Here is a 15,190-nt window from a genome sequence, read left to right as displayed (position 1 = left end):
TCATTATCCTGCTTACGCTACCGCTCATGGATTTTACCGTCGCCTGTTATTGACTTCGGGGGGCATGGGACCAGATAGCTGAGAGTTGGAGTTTTGAGTAAGCCGTCATTGTACGCTTGTGAGGAGAAAGTCGGTAGTCGTGTTTTTGCGAAGCAAGAAGCAAGGAAAAATTTTGCAAAAATGGTTTGCATGCGACACAACTCGTCGCAGGGTTGTTTTATGATGTGATTCTAAAACTGGAAAGCGTTGCCGAATGAGTGGCGTTGAAGTGTGCTTTCCATGCTACACCTGTTTTGCGGGGTCTGACAATAGCATGAATAAACGACAATCTTCTCTGGAAACCACCATTCTGATCATTGAGTTACTGAAGCGCATCCCCAAAAGCTGGTGGATTACTGCCCTTGAACTTAAGCAGCAGTTGGCTGAGATCGGCATGAATCGGGATATCCACACCATACAACGACATTTGAAATCACTGATGGAAAGCAGTCATTTCCCCATTGATATGAATGACCGCAGCAAGCCTTATGGTTACCGGTGGAGCCAACAGGCAGTCGGCTTTACGGTAAATGCCCTGAGTATTCAGGAGTCACTGATCCTGCAAATGGCACATAAGACGTTGAAGAACCTATTACCCAGCAGCTTGATGGATTCCATGTCTGGTTTTTTTGAAGAGGCAAACCGCAATATCAGCCATGCTCAGGATCCCACCAAGGAGATTCAGTGGTTATCCAAAGTGGTTGTGGCGCCTGAGATGCAGCCATTGTTACCGCCCGAGTTACAACCGGATGTATTCAATGAAGTCAGCTGCGCTCTCTACAACAACTGCTGGCTGGATATTGCGTACAGGAATGCTGGTGGAGAGGTAAAAGAAAAAATCGTCATGCCCCTGGGGCTGGCTCAACAAGGGCCTCGGTTGTACCTGGTCTGCCGGTTCAAGGGCTATGACGATGAGCGGAATTTGGCGATGCACAGGATGTTAACCGCTCGCTCAACCTCAGTGACCTTTGAACGACCAGAGGGCTTTGACCTGAAGCAATACAATGACGAGGCGCGGTTCGCATTCGGGGAAGGCAGAAAAGTAAAACTGTCTTTCTGCGTCAATAAGAAAGCTGGGCTTCATGTTCTCGAATCCCAACTATCAGAAGATCAAACCTACATTGAGCATGAGGACTGCTATGAAATCAGTGCTACCGCTATGGACTCGCTTCAGCTCAAGTTCTGGCTTAACGGTTTTGGCAAAGACGCCTGGAACATCGATTACCAAGCAGTTGATGAGGAAATAGCTGAATAAATCGGTTGCGGGTTATCTCTGGCGATCAAATTCAAAAACATAACAATAGGGACAACGTTATGATGGCAGACTATATCAAGGAGTACTTTCAACACTTCGGAGTAACCCCAAAAGTTCAGGAGGTAACCCTGCATCCGCTTCCAGCATCCATTCAAAAACTGGATATTCCGGTTACTCCCCATAACAGCTACAAGACTGCTGCTGACTATCTGCTCAACCTGCATGAACAGGACTTTAATGACATACACTATGTGCTTGGCATCAGCCGTGATCACTGCCTCTTTGGTAAAGCGGTTATTCGTGTAAGAGATGATTACTACGACCCGACAGTTATCGGCAAAAACTGCTTCCTGCCGAAAGAGCAGTTCGTCAGCATTTACGAGATGCAAGTGAACGACCTGAAGGACTTTATGGTGGAGAACGATAACGAGCTACCGTCTATCCTGAACCTGAAAGTCGTGGAAATGCTGAGTCAAGGGCCTACAAAAAACCTCTAAGCACCATAGATCAGCGTTGCTGAAAGTTCCTTTCTGAACGAGCCTGAAACACAGGCTCTGAATAAAATCCATGCAAAATCATACAGTTAAAAAATAATTATAATATTCTTGCAATGAAGATAGCCGAATATATCGATGCCCGTATCACAAATGACTCTGATGTTCGTAATGTCACTATTGGACAAGCTGTAGTTGCAATGATCATCAATGGCTTGGGCTCTATAAACTCTGTACATAGCAGTAATTCATTGTTTACCGTCACTGAGTAACGACATTCTGCCTATGCAGAAAGACGGACACTTTGCTCGTTTCGGTCAACAATAGAATGAACTTTCTTTTCAAAACCGACTCTAACCGACGAGATTATTGTTCGACATCCTTAACTATCGGGAATAAATATTTACTCTCAGGGAACCAGGCATGAATGGAATAGATACTGACTTCAGTAGTGAAAGTCACAACTCACCACCACCCGGGCAAGAGGAATCGGCAACAACAACGGGCACCATTGCAGGCAGGAGTGTTACTGTAGCAATCAGGGAAAAAAAGGATAAACCCTCACTGCTGGACTTATCCTCATTACCCATGATTTTTCGCTGTCTGGAACTTCGGGATATCTGCCGTTTAAAACAGGCATGTACCCTCCTGCGCGATGCAATCAAAGAGGATAATGCTGAGGCAAAAGCCTGGTATCGCCGTTTTCCTTCCTCGCACCAGAATCAGCTGAGGATAGCCATCAATACAAAAAACAAGGATCAACTTCGTGATTGGTTTGAATCCTTCACGAATGATCAGGCGTTGGTGAAGTCACTCACAGATCGCAACCCGGAGGGGGCTTATGTGCCTGCTCTGTTTTTTTTCACCAAAGCCAGGCTGATGGCTGAATGTAAAACATTTAAATTAGTCACAACGTCAACCATTCACGAACATAAATTCCTGATATCAGCCAGCCTCAGTTTCGATGGCTGCTACTTGGTCACCGCCTGTCAAGATCACTCAGCAAAAATCTACTTTCATAAGGATGTTGGATTATGGGAACTAAAACTCGTCATTCGCCATGCCCATTGGGTCTTTTCAGCCACCTTCAGCCCCAATAGTCTGCATCTGGTGACTACCAGTTATGATGGCAAGGCCTTAATTCACAGCCACAAGGCCGATGGGTCCTGGGAACTGGCAGGCATCATTGCTCATACTGATGGTGTCCTCTCAGCCAGCTTCAGCGCTGATAGCCGCCATCTGGTGACTGCCAGTAAAGATAAAACGGCAAAAGTCTATGGCCTCAGGGACGATGGATCATGGGGAAGCGAAGCTACTATCTTGCAGAAAAGTCCGATCAAATTTGCCAGCTTCAGCTCCGATGGCCAGCATCTGGTGACCGCCTGTAAAGATAAAACGGCAAAAATCCTTAGTCAGCAGGCCGATGAATCATGGTTAGAAAAAGTCAGCATCGACCATCATGGCAGCGTCCAATCAGCCACCTTCAGCCCCAATAGCCACCATCTAGTCACTACCAGTAAAGATGGCAAGGCTGTAATCTACGGTCATAAGGCCGATGGATCATGGCAACCAGAAGACACCATTCACCATACTGACTGTGTCTGCGATGCCAACTTTAGCCCCGATAGCCGTTATCTGGTAACTGCCAGTAGTGATAACACGATAAAAATCTGTGCCCGGAAAACCGATGGATCATGGGAGCCTGTCGCCAACATCAGCCATAAAAACGAAGTCATCTCAGCCACTTTCAGCCCTGATGGCCGTCATGTGGTGACTGGCAGTAGTGACGAAACAGCGAAAATAATTGGTCAGGAGGCCGATGGGACATGGTTAGAAAAAGCCAGCATTTCCCACCATAACAGCATTAACCCTCATGGTTGCTGCGTCACCTCAGCAGCCTTCAGTGCCGATGGCAGCCATGTAATCACCGCAGGTTCCGACGGCGCAGTCAAAATCACTGAACTACGGAGTAGCAATTCATTGTTTACTGTCACTGAGTAACGACATTCTGCCTGTGCAGAAAGACGTACACTTTGCTCGTTTCGCTTAACAATAGGATGAACTTTCTTTTCAAAGCCGACTCTAACCAACGAGATTATTGTTCGAAATCCTTAACTATCGGGAATAAATATTTACTCTCAGGGAACCAGGCATGAATGGAATAGATACTAACTTCAGTAGCAAAGGTCACACCTCACCACCACCCGGGCAAGTGGAATCGGCAACAACAACGGACACCATTGCAGGCAGGTGTGTCACTGTAGCAATCAGGGAAAAAAAGGATAAACCCTCACTGCTGGACTTATCCTCATTACCTATGATTTTTCGCTGTCTGGAACTTCGGGATATCTGCCGTTTAAAACAGGTATGTACCCTCCTGCGCGATGCAATCAAAGAGGATAATGCTGAGGCAAAAGCCTGGTATCGCCGTTTTCCTTCATCACACCAGAATCAAATGAGGATGGCCATCAATACAAAAAATAAGGATCAACTTCGTGATTGGTTTGAATCGTTCACGAATGATCAGGCGTTGGTGAAGTCACTCACAGATCGCAACCCGGAGGGGGCTTATGTGCCTGCTCTGTTTTTTTTCACCAAAGCCAGGCTGATGGCTGAATGTAAAACATTTAAATTAGTCACAACATCGACCATTCACGAACATAAAGCACTGATCTCAGCCAGCCTCAGTGTCGATGGCTGCCACTTGGTCACCGCCTGTCAAGATCACACAGCAAAAATCTACTTTCATAAGGATGCTGGATTGTGGGAACTAAAACTCGTCGTTCGCCATGCCCACTGGGTCAATTCAGCCACCTTCAGCCCCGATAGTCAGCATCTGGTGACTACCAGTTATGATGGCACGGCCTTAATTCACAGCCACAAGGCCGATAGGTCCTGGGAACTGGCAGGCATCATTGCTCATACTGATGATGTCGTCTCAGCCAGCTTCAGCGCTGATAGCCGCCATCTGGTGACTGCCAGCAAAGATAAAACGGCAAAAGTCTATGGCTTCAGGGACGATGGATCATGGGAAAGCGAAGCTACTATCTTGCAGAAAAGTAAGATCAAATTTGCCAGCTTCAGCTCCGATGGCCAGCACCTGGTGACCGCCTGTAAAGATAAAACGGCAAAAATCCTTAGTCAGCAGGCCGATGAATCATGGTTAGAAAAAGTCAGCATCGACCATCATGGCAGCATCCAATCAGCCACCTTCAGCCCCAATAGCCACTATGTAGTCACTACCAGTAAAGACGGCAAGGCTGTAATCTACGGTCATAAGGCCGATGGATCATGGGAACCAGAAGACACCATTCACCATACTGACCGTGTCTACGGCAACTTTAGCCCCGATAGCCGTTATCTGGTAACTGCCAGTAGTGATAACACGATAAAAATCTTTGCCCGGAAAACCAATGGATCATGGAAACCTGTCGCCAACATCAGCCATGAAGACGCAGTCTTACTAGCCACTTTCAGCCCTGATGGCCGTCATGTGGTGACTGGCAGTGACGACGTAACAGCGAAAATAATTGGTCAGAAGGCCGATGGCACATGGTTAGAAAAAGCCAGCATTTCCCACCGTAACAGCATTGACCCTGATGATGGCTGGATCACCTCAGCAGCCTTCAGCGCCGATGGCAGCCATGTGATCACCGCCGGTTCCGACGGCGCAGTCAAAATCACTGAACTACGGAGTAGCAATTCATTGTTTACTGTCACTGAGTAACGACATTCTGCCTGTGCAGAAAGACGTACACTTTGCTCGTTTCGCTTAACAATAGGATGAACTTTCTTTTCAAAGCCGACTCCAACCAACGAGATTATTGTTCGACATCCTTAACTATCGGGAATAAATATTTACTCTCAGGGAACCAGGCATGAATGGAATAGATACTGACTTCAGTAGTGAAAGTCACACCTCACCACCACCCGGGCAAGTGGAATCGGCAACAACAACGGGCACCATTGCAGGCAGGTGTGTCACTGTAGCAATCAGGGAAAAAAAGGATAAACCCTCACTGCTGGACTTATCGTCATTACCCATGATTTTTCGCTGTCTGGAACTTCGGGATATATGCCGTTTAAAACAGGTATGTACCCTCCTGCGCGATGCAATCAAAGAGGATAATGCTGAGGCAAAAGCCTGGTATCGCCGTTTTCCTTCCTCGCACCAGAATCAGCTGAGGATAGCCATCAATACAAAAAACAAGGATCAACTTCGTGATTGGTTTGAATCCTTCACGAATGATCAGGCGTTGGTGAAGTCACTCACAGATCGCAGCCCGGAGGGGGCTTATGTGCCTGCTCTGTTTTTTTTCACCAAAGCCAGGCTGATGGCTGAATGCAAAACATTTAACTTAGTGACTAGATCAACCATCAAACTAAATAGCCGCATCGACTCGGCCAGTCTCAGTGTCGATGGCTGCCACCTGGTCATTACCCGTTACGATAACGACACAGCACAAATCTACGTTCACAAGGGTGCTGGCTTATGGGAAGTAAAAGACATCATTCACCATGCCGATTGGCTCAGATCAGCCACCTTCAGCCCCGATGGTCAGCATATGGTAACTGCCAGTACCGATGGCACGGCTGTAATCTGTGGCCATCAGGCCGATGGGTCCTGGGAAAGAGTAGGCTGCATTACCCATACTGCCCGTGTCAGCTCAGCCCGTTTCAGCACCGATGGTCGCCGTGTGGTAACCGCCAGTAGAGATAAAACGGCAAAAATCTATGGCCTCAGGGACGATGGATCATGGAAAAGTGAAGCCACTATCCAACAGGACAGTCCGATCAAAAGAGCCAGCTTCAGCTCCGATGGCCGCCATCTGGTCATAGCCAATAAGCATCGTACGGCAACAATCCTCAGCCAGCAGGCCGATGAATCATGGTTAGAAAATACCAGCTTTAAACACGGTAACAGCATCAAATCAGCGACCTTCAGCCCCGATGGTCACTATATGGTGACCGCCAGTTGCGATGGCACGGCTGTAATCTTTGGTCATAAGGCCGATGGATCATGGGAACGAGAAGACACCATTCACCATAATCACTGGGTCTTCGAAGCCAACTTTAGCCCCGATAGCCACTATCTGGTGACTGCTTCTGTGGGTGGTATAGGAACTTTTGCGAATGGTAGAGTAATAATTTATAGCCAGAAAGCCGGTGGGTCATGGCAACCAGAAACCAGCATTTTCCATGAAGGCGGAGTCTTATCAGCCACTTTCAGCCCTGATGGCCGCCATGTGGTGACTGCCAGCAAAGACGGAACTGCGAAAATAATTGGTCAGGAGACCGATGGGTCATGGTTAGAAAAAGCCGGCATTTCACACGATAACGGCATTGATTTTAATGATTGCGGTTTAAAATCAGCCGCCTTCAGCGCCGATGGTCGCTATGTGGTAACAGTCTCCAGAGACCTTTCGGTGAAAATCACTGAACTACGGAGTAATCATTAATGGCTCTCTAGCAGCCTGTCGGACTTAAGCGTCCGTAGCGAGGATTGCAAGAAATTGAGGATAAAAATCTCTGTTTCTGAGGAGAATAGCGAGCTATTTGACGAAGAAACAGAGATTTTTAGACCAATTTATTGCAACCGCACGACTGCATGGATGCAGGAGCTAGAGCAACGCAGGAGCAGTTGCCGTGTAGGACAGTCTTAAGTCCGACAGGCTGCTAGGAGCCTGACCGAGAATAGACTGCCCTACTGCGGCGGCAGCAAATTGGTCTGAAAATCCGCTTTTGTTCGTCAAATAGCTCGCTATTCTCCTCACAAAACCGAATTTTCATCCTCAATTTTCTGCCGTCCTCGCTACGGGCGCTATTCTCGGTCAGGCTCCTAGGGGACAATTTCGAGACAAAGCTTGATATGAAAGGATGAACAGGTGGCTGGCTTGAAGGAAAAGGGGTGGTGAAAGGTGGTTTTACGCTCTTTCCGGTGAAAAATTGACGGCTTACTCAGAACCCGTAGCTGACTTTGGCAATAAAACCATAGGCCTTGAAGCTGTCCATCCAGTCATAGTGATAGCTGATAGTAAAGGCCAGGTTGCTGTGGCTCTCCATATTAATCACTGCATCGAACTGGTAACGGCTTTGTTCACGTTTGGCCCCGCTCATCAGAAAAGCACTGCCACCTTGGGCAAATTGCGCGGTCATGCTCACCGGGTCATCCTTGAAATCGTGGAAGGCCATCAGGCTGACTTCAGGTTTGACGGTCATACTGGCTGTGGTGATATCGCCCGACAGTTTCAGACCAGCGCCCAGTTCCAGTATCTCGTAAGTGTCGCTTTTGACTCTTGCAAACCGCAGGATATCTGACCAATCGTTAACGCTTGCCTCCCGGTAGTCGTCTGGCTTGATGCTGGCATAGTTGAAGGCCAGTTGTGGCAACCAGTGCCATTCTCCTGACTGACCCAATGGCATTTTATAGCCAGTCAGAAGACCAACATCCCACGAATTGAGATCATGTTTGGCCTTGATCTCATTGCCGACAACGTTACGTTTACCATCATTATTACTCCAGCTGTAACCTATACGGCCATCGACAAACACGGAGCCCTGCGCAAAGCTCGAATAGACGCTGAAGGTATGCCCTTCGGTATCAATCCTGCTGCTTGAGCCATCGGTCCCGTAAACATCACCCTTTGAGTAGGTATAGGCGACACCTAACGTCATGCGTTCATTCAGATCAGAGTCAACACCCATTGTGAAGCCGTGGGTTTTGGCTTCATAGCCGTTGTACCCGTCCTTTTTATCCTGCCTGGCATCCGTGTTGGCATACTGCATCCAGACATTACCGGAGGCAACCATATCACCCGCAGCAATACCGTTGCGAAGGCCAGTCTGTCGGGCGCCAACGGCAGTACGGGCCTGTCTGATCGAAGCGTTGGCAGAACTTATGGACGCACCGGACAGGTCCGGAGTCATCTGGTTGACAATTTTGGCGACTTCGGCAGTGTTGTTTTTGATCATCTTGACCTGACTCAGGATCCAGTTTTTCAATGGTTCACTGTCGTTTGATTGACGGGTAGTCAGTGCTATTTCAATCGCTTTCAAGGCTGAATCGTTGGCAACACCGGATCTGGCAAGATCCGCAACAAATGTCGCTACATGGTAGCTGACAAGGAACAGCTGTCTGGCCGTCAGGCGAAGGTAGTAAAGGGTATGAGGAGTGAACGAAGTCGTTACCAGGGAGGGCATTGTTTTAATGTCGCAGTCGCTTGATTGCATCAAAAGATATTCGCCGCTGTCACCGATATCCGGTTGATTATTCAGTAAAACATCGGCTTCAGGACCGACTTCAATTCTGGTGGCTTTGATGTAAGGTGCTTTCAGGTCACGCAGTTCATCCAGAGTCACTACCAGTGTGCCCTCTTGCTTATAAAGACCTGCCACTTCCAAGGCACTGTCACGTCTGGACGACAGAGCTGCAGAAGGTGCCTTCGGGTATAAAGTACCGCCTTTGTTAATATGGACAGTTGTCTTGGCCAAGGCGGTTGAGGTATCAGATTCAGCCTCTGAAACAGATTGTAAAAATTTGACGGGAGTGACAGACAATTTCAGGTTTGAGGTCAGGGTCAGTTTGCCTGAAATGCTCACTGTTCCCATAGTCTCAATCAGCTGACCACCGAATTGAGCTTCCGGACCGCTGAAGGTCAGGGTGTCTAGCCCGATAATGTTGCCCTCTACGATGCCGTTCTGAACATCCAGACTGTCTCCTTTACCCGGTAGGCTCAGGATGCCGCTAATGGTGCCACCCTCTTGAATAATGTTGATGGGTGGGCGTTTAGTGGAGACGGAGTCATCAAACTTGATCTCTCCTATTGTGCCACGGGTGTTTAATGTCAGCTTCTTGAAAGGTACCGCTGATTTGATGAATTTAAGAGGTAATTTTAAAGCAGCGCCAGCAGGGTCTATGGTTCTGGTCGTTATTAGTCTGGCTGTACCGTTTTCAGTCACCGTGATGCTTAATGGGTTCTGTATGGCAATGGTTTCCCATTGTTTGCCGGTGATCCAGACATTATCTATGCCGCTGACCGATTGAGTGATCTTGCCACCGTTGAGGAACAGATTATCGCCGTAGCCTGGTTGCCCTTTAATGTTTCCGGTGATGCCATTGACATGGTTCAGGGAGAGCTGCGGACGGGCGGAGTCTGGTCTTGAGAAGTCGATTTCATAGATTTTACCGCCTTCATTATTGATAGCAAAGGCTGACCGTTTGAGCAAAGACTTGGTAAAGTCTAATAGCAGACGAGCAGTTCCTTTTTTATCCTTCGTGTCATCGCTGATTCTGGCAACGACACCGCCTTTAACAAGGTTCACAGTGTCAAGATTTTCCATTCTCAAAAAGCCCCATTTATCTCCCTGCAGGATCAGGTTATCAAAGCCGCTCTGTTCCCTGAGAGTGCCTGAAACCATTATAAGAGTGTCGTTCATTCCAGGGCGTGCTTTTACCAGGTCAGCATTACCACTGGATTGGACAAATTGCAGTGAAGGGCGCTGAGCGTCGCTGGAAAAGTCCAGGCTTGCCAGAGTTCCATGGTTATCCACTTTAAAGAAATCGTTGTTGCTAAAGGTGCCGTTAAATGCCACAGCTAAGGTTTTATTGCCATAGGTGGAACGAGTATTGATGTTGCTGACCTGGGCATCAGGATTTATGGTTATGGAACTGGGGTTGTTGACTTGCCCTGACACCGACCAGGCATCTGCACTGTCCAGCAGGATGTGTCTGGCTCCTTGAAGCTTTCTGATCTGGGCTTCACCTTTCAGCCATAGATCTGCCTGTTTATCGGCATGACTGGTAATAATGACTGGATGATTCTTATCACTGATGATGCTCAGGGTCTCTTCTGGAACTGTTTCCTGATCTTTTTTGTCGTAAACACGGATCTGATGAATGGGGCTTTCCAGAGTCACTTGTCGTGTATTTGTGGCCCAGTCCAGAAAATCCCATTTTTTACCTGTTACCCTGATGGTATGGATGCTATCAACCGCTCCTTTTACTGAGCCGGAGTCCAGTATCAGCTCATCATTTTTATCAGAGCGACCTTTGATTTCTTTAACTATTTCACCGCCTTTCTGAGAGAGCTTTAAAGAAGGGCGCTGAGCATGAGCGGACAAGTCCAGGCTCTCCAGTGTTCCATAGTTATCCACTTTAAAGTCATCGTCGGCATCAATACTTTTAAACACCAGAGCCAGAGATTGAGTCCCGAATCCGGAGTGGGTACTGATATTCTTGACCTGTGCACCCGGTCTTATGGTTATGGAGTCAGGGTTTAGTACTTGCCCCGTCACCGACCAGTCTTTAGCGCTGTCCAGCCAGATACCCCGGGCTCCTTCAAGATCGGTGATCCGGGCCTCACCTTGTAACCATAGATCGGTTTGTTTATCGGCATGACTGGTGATACTGACTGGATTGCTACGGGTGATGATGCCCAGGGTCGCTGCTGGCAAGCCTTTTTTCCCTTCCTCGCCTGCCTGCTCTCTCTGGTCTGAAACACGGATCTGCTGAATAGGGCTGTGCAGATCCACTTTCTGAGTGCCGGTGGCCCAATTCAGAAAAGTCCATTCCCGACCTGTTACCCTGATGGTATGAATATCATTAACCGCTTCTGCCACCAAACCCTTGTCAAGTATCAGTTCATCATTTTTACCAGAACGACCCTTGATTTCTTTTACTTCACCCCCTTTCAGAGAAAACTGCAGTGGAGGGCGGTTAGCGTTACTGGAAAAGTCGAGGCTTCCCAATGTTCCACTATTATCTACTTTAAAGACATTGTCGTCTGTGTAGCTGCCGTTAAATGACAGGTTTAAGGTTTTATCCGAGCTTCCCCTGTTTAAGTGGGTGGAGTGGGTATTGATACTGCTGACCTGTGTTTCAGGGCTTATGGTGATAGCATTGGGGTTGCAGACTGAGCCATTTACCGACCAGTCTTCAGCACTGTCAAGCAGGATATTTCTGACACCCTCAAGATGGCTGATTTTAGCTTTTCCCCGCAACCATAGATCCGCTTGTTGATCAGCATGACTGCTAATACTGACTGGACTGTCGCTGGTGATCAGGTTCAGGGTGGCGCCTGGCACGGCTTTCTGTTGTTTCTTGTCGGAAACCCGGATCTGATGAATAGGACTTTCCAGGATCACTTGTCGTGTGCCGACGGCCCAGTTCAGAAACGTCCATGCTTTACCCGTCACATTGATGGTACGGATATTATTAACTTCGCCTGTTACTAAGCCGGTGTTCAGTATAAGTTGATCGTCCCGATCAGGATGGCCTTCGATTGCTCCCATCTCAACCCCTTTCAGAGAGAGCTGTAGAGGAGGTCGTTTAGCGCCGTTCGAAAAGTCCAGTCTCTGCAGTGTTCCGCGGTTATCTACTTTAAAAAAGTTATCGTCAGTATGGGTGCCATTAAATGTCAGGGTTAACGTTTTATCGCCATGACTGAGGCGGGTATTGATGCTGCTGACCTTGGCATGGGGGGTAATGGTTATGGACTTGGGGTTGGGGACTGATCCTGTCACTGACCAAACGTCAGCAGTGTCCAGCAGAATATTCCTGGCTCCCTGAAGATCGCTGATCTGAGCTTTACCTCGCAACCACAGATCCGTTTGTTGATCAACATGGCTGGTGATACTGATTGGACTTTTGCTGTTGACCAGGCCCAGAGTGCTGCCTGGCAAGGTTCCCTGTTCTTTCTTGTCGGAAATACGGATCTGATGAATAGGGCTTTGCAGATCCACTTTCTGTGTGCCGGTGAGCCAGTTCAGAACAGTCCAATCCCCACCTGTTACCCTGACGGTATGGATATTATCAACCGTTCCTTTCACTGAACCCGTCTTCAATTCAAGTTCATCCTGTTTATCGGAACGACCTTTGATGACTGCTGTTTGACCTTGTTGCAGAAACCTCAGCCTGGGACGTTCAGCGTCACTCGAGAAGTCCAGACTCCCTAATTTCCCCTGATTATCCACTTTAATGAAGTCGTTTTTGTTATTGGTGCTGTTAAATGCCAGACTTAAAGCACCATGGTCACTGCCATGGCTGGAGTGGGTATTGATGCTGTTGATCTGCGCACCGTCGTTTATATTTATGGAATCGGGGTTGTAGACTGGCCCTGTCACTGACCAGGCGTTAGTATTGTCACTTGTTACCGTAATGGTAGAGATATCATTAACCGCTGCTGTTACTAACCCCTTATTCAGTACAAATTTATCATTCAGGTCAGAACGGCCCTTGATGGTTCCTGTTTCCCCCCCTTCCAGAAACAACAATAGAGGTTTTCGGTCGTCTTTTGACGATAGATCAATCGTCTTGATGATGCTCTCAGGCAAGCTATGAACAACCAGATCACGAGCAACCAAAGTTGATTGGCTGAACGACAGATAGAGTGATTTGGATTTGTTCGAGGGACGTTTAGTAGTTATCTCTTCAATCTGACCTCCTGAACCTGCTGTAATGGTGAGCAGGTCAGGCAAAGGTGCAACAGGCGAGACTGACCAGTTCCCGGAATGGTAAACAGCTATATGTTTTAGCTCCGGTAAATGATTAAGCTGAGCGCTACCGAAAAGGTTCAGACTCTCTACCTTCCCTCCCCCTTCAGTATTTATGTCCAGTTTGTTCTTGCTCTCACTTGTAGTAGCAAACCTTAAGGAAGCGTCAGGGGCTTCATGGGAGGATGCTATTGTATCGCTCACAAACAAGCTATTGATTTGACTGGATGTATCAAACCTTGTCGCCTCTGAAATCCAGCCACTCAGACTCCAGCCTGATCCGGAAATCTTAATGGTGGAAAAGCCGGAAATATTGCCCTTTATGGATAATGTCGTATTTTTACCCGGAACTTCTTCAGGAAGAGCAATATAAAGAGTGTTGTCTTCGCCACCAGCACTCTCGATGTTTCCTGTTATGAATCCTCCGTGCAAATACAGAGGGGATTGACTTGCCTGCTCCATTTTAATGGCAGGCGACCCCTCAATGACGTATCCGGGTTTAATGCTAAGGCCTCTTGGAAAATTACCAGAATAAAGCAATCCGGTGCCAGTACCTCTTACGGTTCCCGCATTCACTAACTGACCATTGCCTGAGATTTTGATGCCAATAGCATTATCTTTGGTAAAAATATCACCACTGTTGTCTACTTTAGCTCGATCTGTGTCTGTGCTCATACCAACACTATCGTCGCCAGAAACGTTGATAGTGGCCCAGTTGGCAGCGGTGGAGGAGTAACCGACCGGGGGAGGGTTACTGGCATCGGCGGTTGCCGCCATACCATAATTGTTTTTGCCATTAACGTTGAGGGTGCCTCTATTGCGAACTTCTGCATTACCCTGTTCTACTCCGAAGTCGTGGACATTTTGATTTCTGGCTTTCATTCCATAGGACGGTTGGTCGCTTGAGGACTGGCTAGACAAGTTAAGAGTGCCACTGTTTGTACCCAAACCGTTGATAATGAGAAAGCCCATTGCGGGAGCGCTTAAAATATTAAAGGTTCCATTTATCTCATTAGCGGCCTCAGAAGCTTTGTGCGCAGCCTGAAAGGCTGTGGGTGCAGTTCGTCTCTTTATCCCCTGAATAGTGACTATGCCCTCGTTGCTGATAGTATCCCCATATTTGGTCAGGGCCATGACGACGTCTGCAGCGTAACCCTTCTTCTCCCGTGCACTGCTGAGTATGCCTTTGTTAGTGACTCTATTATTCATGCCTACAGCGCTGACGATCATATGAACCCCGGCCTGCACTTTATTGCCACTGGGTAATTCGCTCGTCAGAGAACCTTCGATGTTTAATGTTCCATTCACCATTTTTATGTAATTTATCTCGTCGGGTTTGGATGGATCAGCGGGACCTATGGTAACGGTACTATCTTTTGGGATGGATTCTACCCACTCTACAACTTTGGTTTTATGGGGGGGCCATTCCTTGGGGTCAAAGCGGCTGCCGCCGCTATCATCTCCCAAAACCCACCCGGAAATCACAGAAACAACGGCAAAAGCCAGAATAATCTTCGAGTAAAAAACATTAGGCCAAGGATGACTCATTGATAAACCTTCAAAAGTCATTGGAATATCAGCAGGAGGCGTATTATGGGAAAGAGGCGGCAGACAGTTTGGGAGAAACCACCGCTGAAAATCTGATTTGGCGTTCGAAAGATGACCGGAGCTTTACCACACTCATTCTAGGTAATCAAAGGAATGTTTTGAAATACCCATTAATTTTTAAAAAACAGGTTTTTAGCCCGAAAAACGACACAGTTTACGTATTCCGGGGCTGACTTTGATCCCTCATCTGCTGTTTAACAGCCCGGCTTCAAGTCATAATGAAGTGACTTGAGTGAATGTTGTCATGACGACATAGCTGCCATTCTTGGGCTCTTCACTCACATATTGGCGTTCTTTGGGATCT

General features: G+C 47.6%; 7 protein-coding genes and 1 pseudogene. 7 read left to right on the top strand and 1 reads right to left on the bottom strand.

Translation table 11 applies throughout. From position 1 onward, the window contains the following. The first annotated feature begins 253 nt into the window (after window positions 1-253). From ACOMG9_RS09635 to ACOMG9_RS09610, 6 genes and pseudogenes are all read left to right on the top strand, one after another. Window positions 254-1,294, top strand: a complete 1,041-nt coding sequence (locus ACOMG9_RS09635) for a helix-turn-helix transcriptional regulator (RefSeq protein WP_494530140.1) — start codon at window positions 254-256, stop codon at window positions 1,292-1,294. A 59-nt stretch (window positions 1,295-1,353) separates the two neighbouring features. Further along, window positions 1,354-1,791, top strand: coding sequence for a hypothetical protein (locus ACOMG9_RS09630; protein WP_494530139.1), 438 nt, complete (start codon window positions 1,354-1,356; stop codon window positions 1,789-1,791). Between the two features lie 113 nt (window positions 1,792-1,904). Next, a pseudogene (locus ACOMG9_RS09625) lies at window positions 1,905-2,009 on the top strand (DUF4277 domain-containing protein); the annotation flags it as partial. Between the two features lie 202 nt (window positions 2,010-2,211). Next, window positions 2,212-3,789 carry an F-box/WD repeat-containing protein gene (locus ACOMG9_RS09620; RefSeq protein ID WP_494530138.1) on the top strand — a complete coding sequence of 526 codons (1,578 nt, stop codon included), beginning with the start codon at window positions 2,212-2,214 and terminating at the stop codon, window positions 3,787-3,789. A gap of 151 nt (window positions 3,790-3,940) precedes the next feature. Continuing rightward, a complete protein-coding gene (locus ACOMG9_RS09615) occupies window positions 3,941-5,515 on the top strand; it encodes an F-box/WD repeat-containing protein (RefSeq protein WP_494530137.1) in 1,575 nt (524 codons plus the stop codon). Window positions 5,516-5,666: 151 nt separating this feature from the next. Further along, window positions 5,667-7,247, top strand: coding sequence for an F-box/WD repeat-containing protein (locus ACOMG9_RS09610; protein ID WP_448216760.1), 1,581 nt, complete (start codon window positions 5,667-5,669; stop codon window positions 7,245-7,247). Window positions 7,248-7,746: 499 nt separating this feature from the next. Here ACOMG9_RS09610 and ACOMG9_RS09605 read toward each other — a convergent pair whose 3' ends face one another. Continuing rightward, a complete protein-coding gene (locus tag ACOMG9_RS09605) occupies window positions 7,747-14,826 on the bottom strand; it encodes an autotransporter outer membrane beta-barrel domain-containing protein (protein ID WP_494530136.1) in 7,080 nt (2,359 codons plus the stop codon). On the opposite strand from ACOMG9_RS09605, the gene ACOMG9_RS09600 reads away from it, so the two are divergent. Continuing rightward, window positions 14,826-15,059 carry a hypothetical protein gene (locus tag ACOMG9_RS09600; protein WP_448216758.1) on the top strand — a complete coding sequence of 78 codons (234 nt, stop codon included), beginning with the start codon at window positions 14,826-14,828 and terminating at the stop codon, window positions 15,057-15,059. The genes ACOMG9_RS09605 and ACOMG9_RS09600 overlap by 1 nt on opposite strands. Window positions 15,060-15,190 lie beyond the last annotated feature (131 nt).

The organism is Endozoicomonas sp. PH6C (genome assembly GCF_059322965.1).
This window is presented reverse-complemented; position numbering and strand designations above follow the sequence as displayed.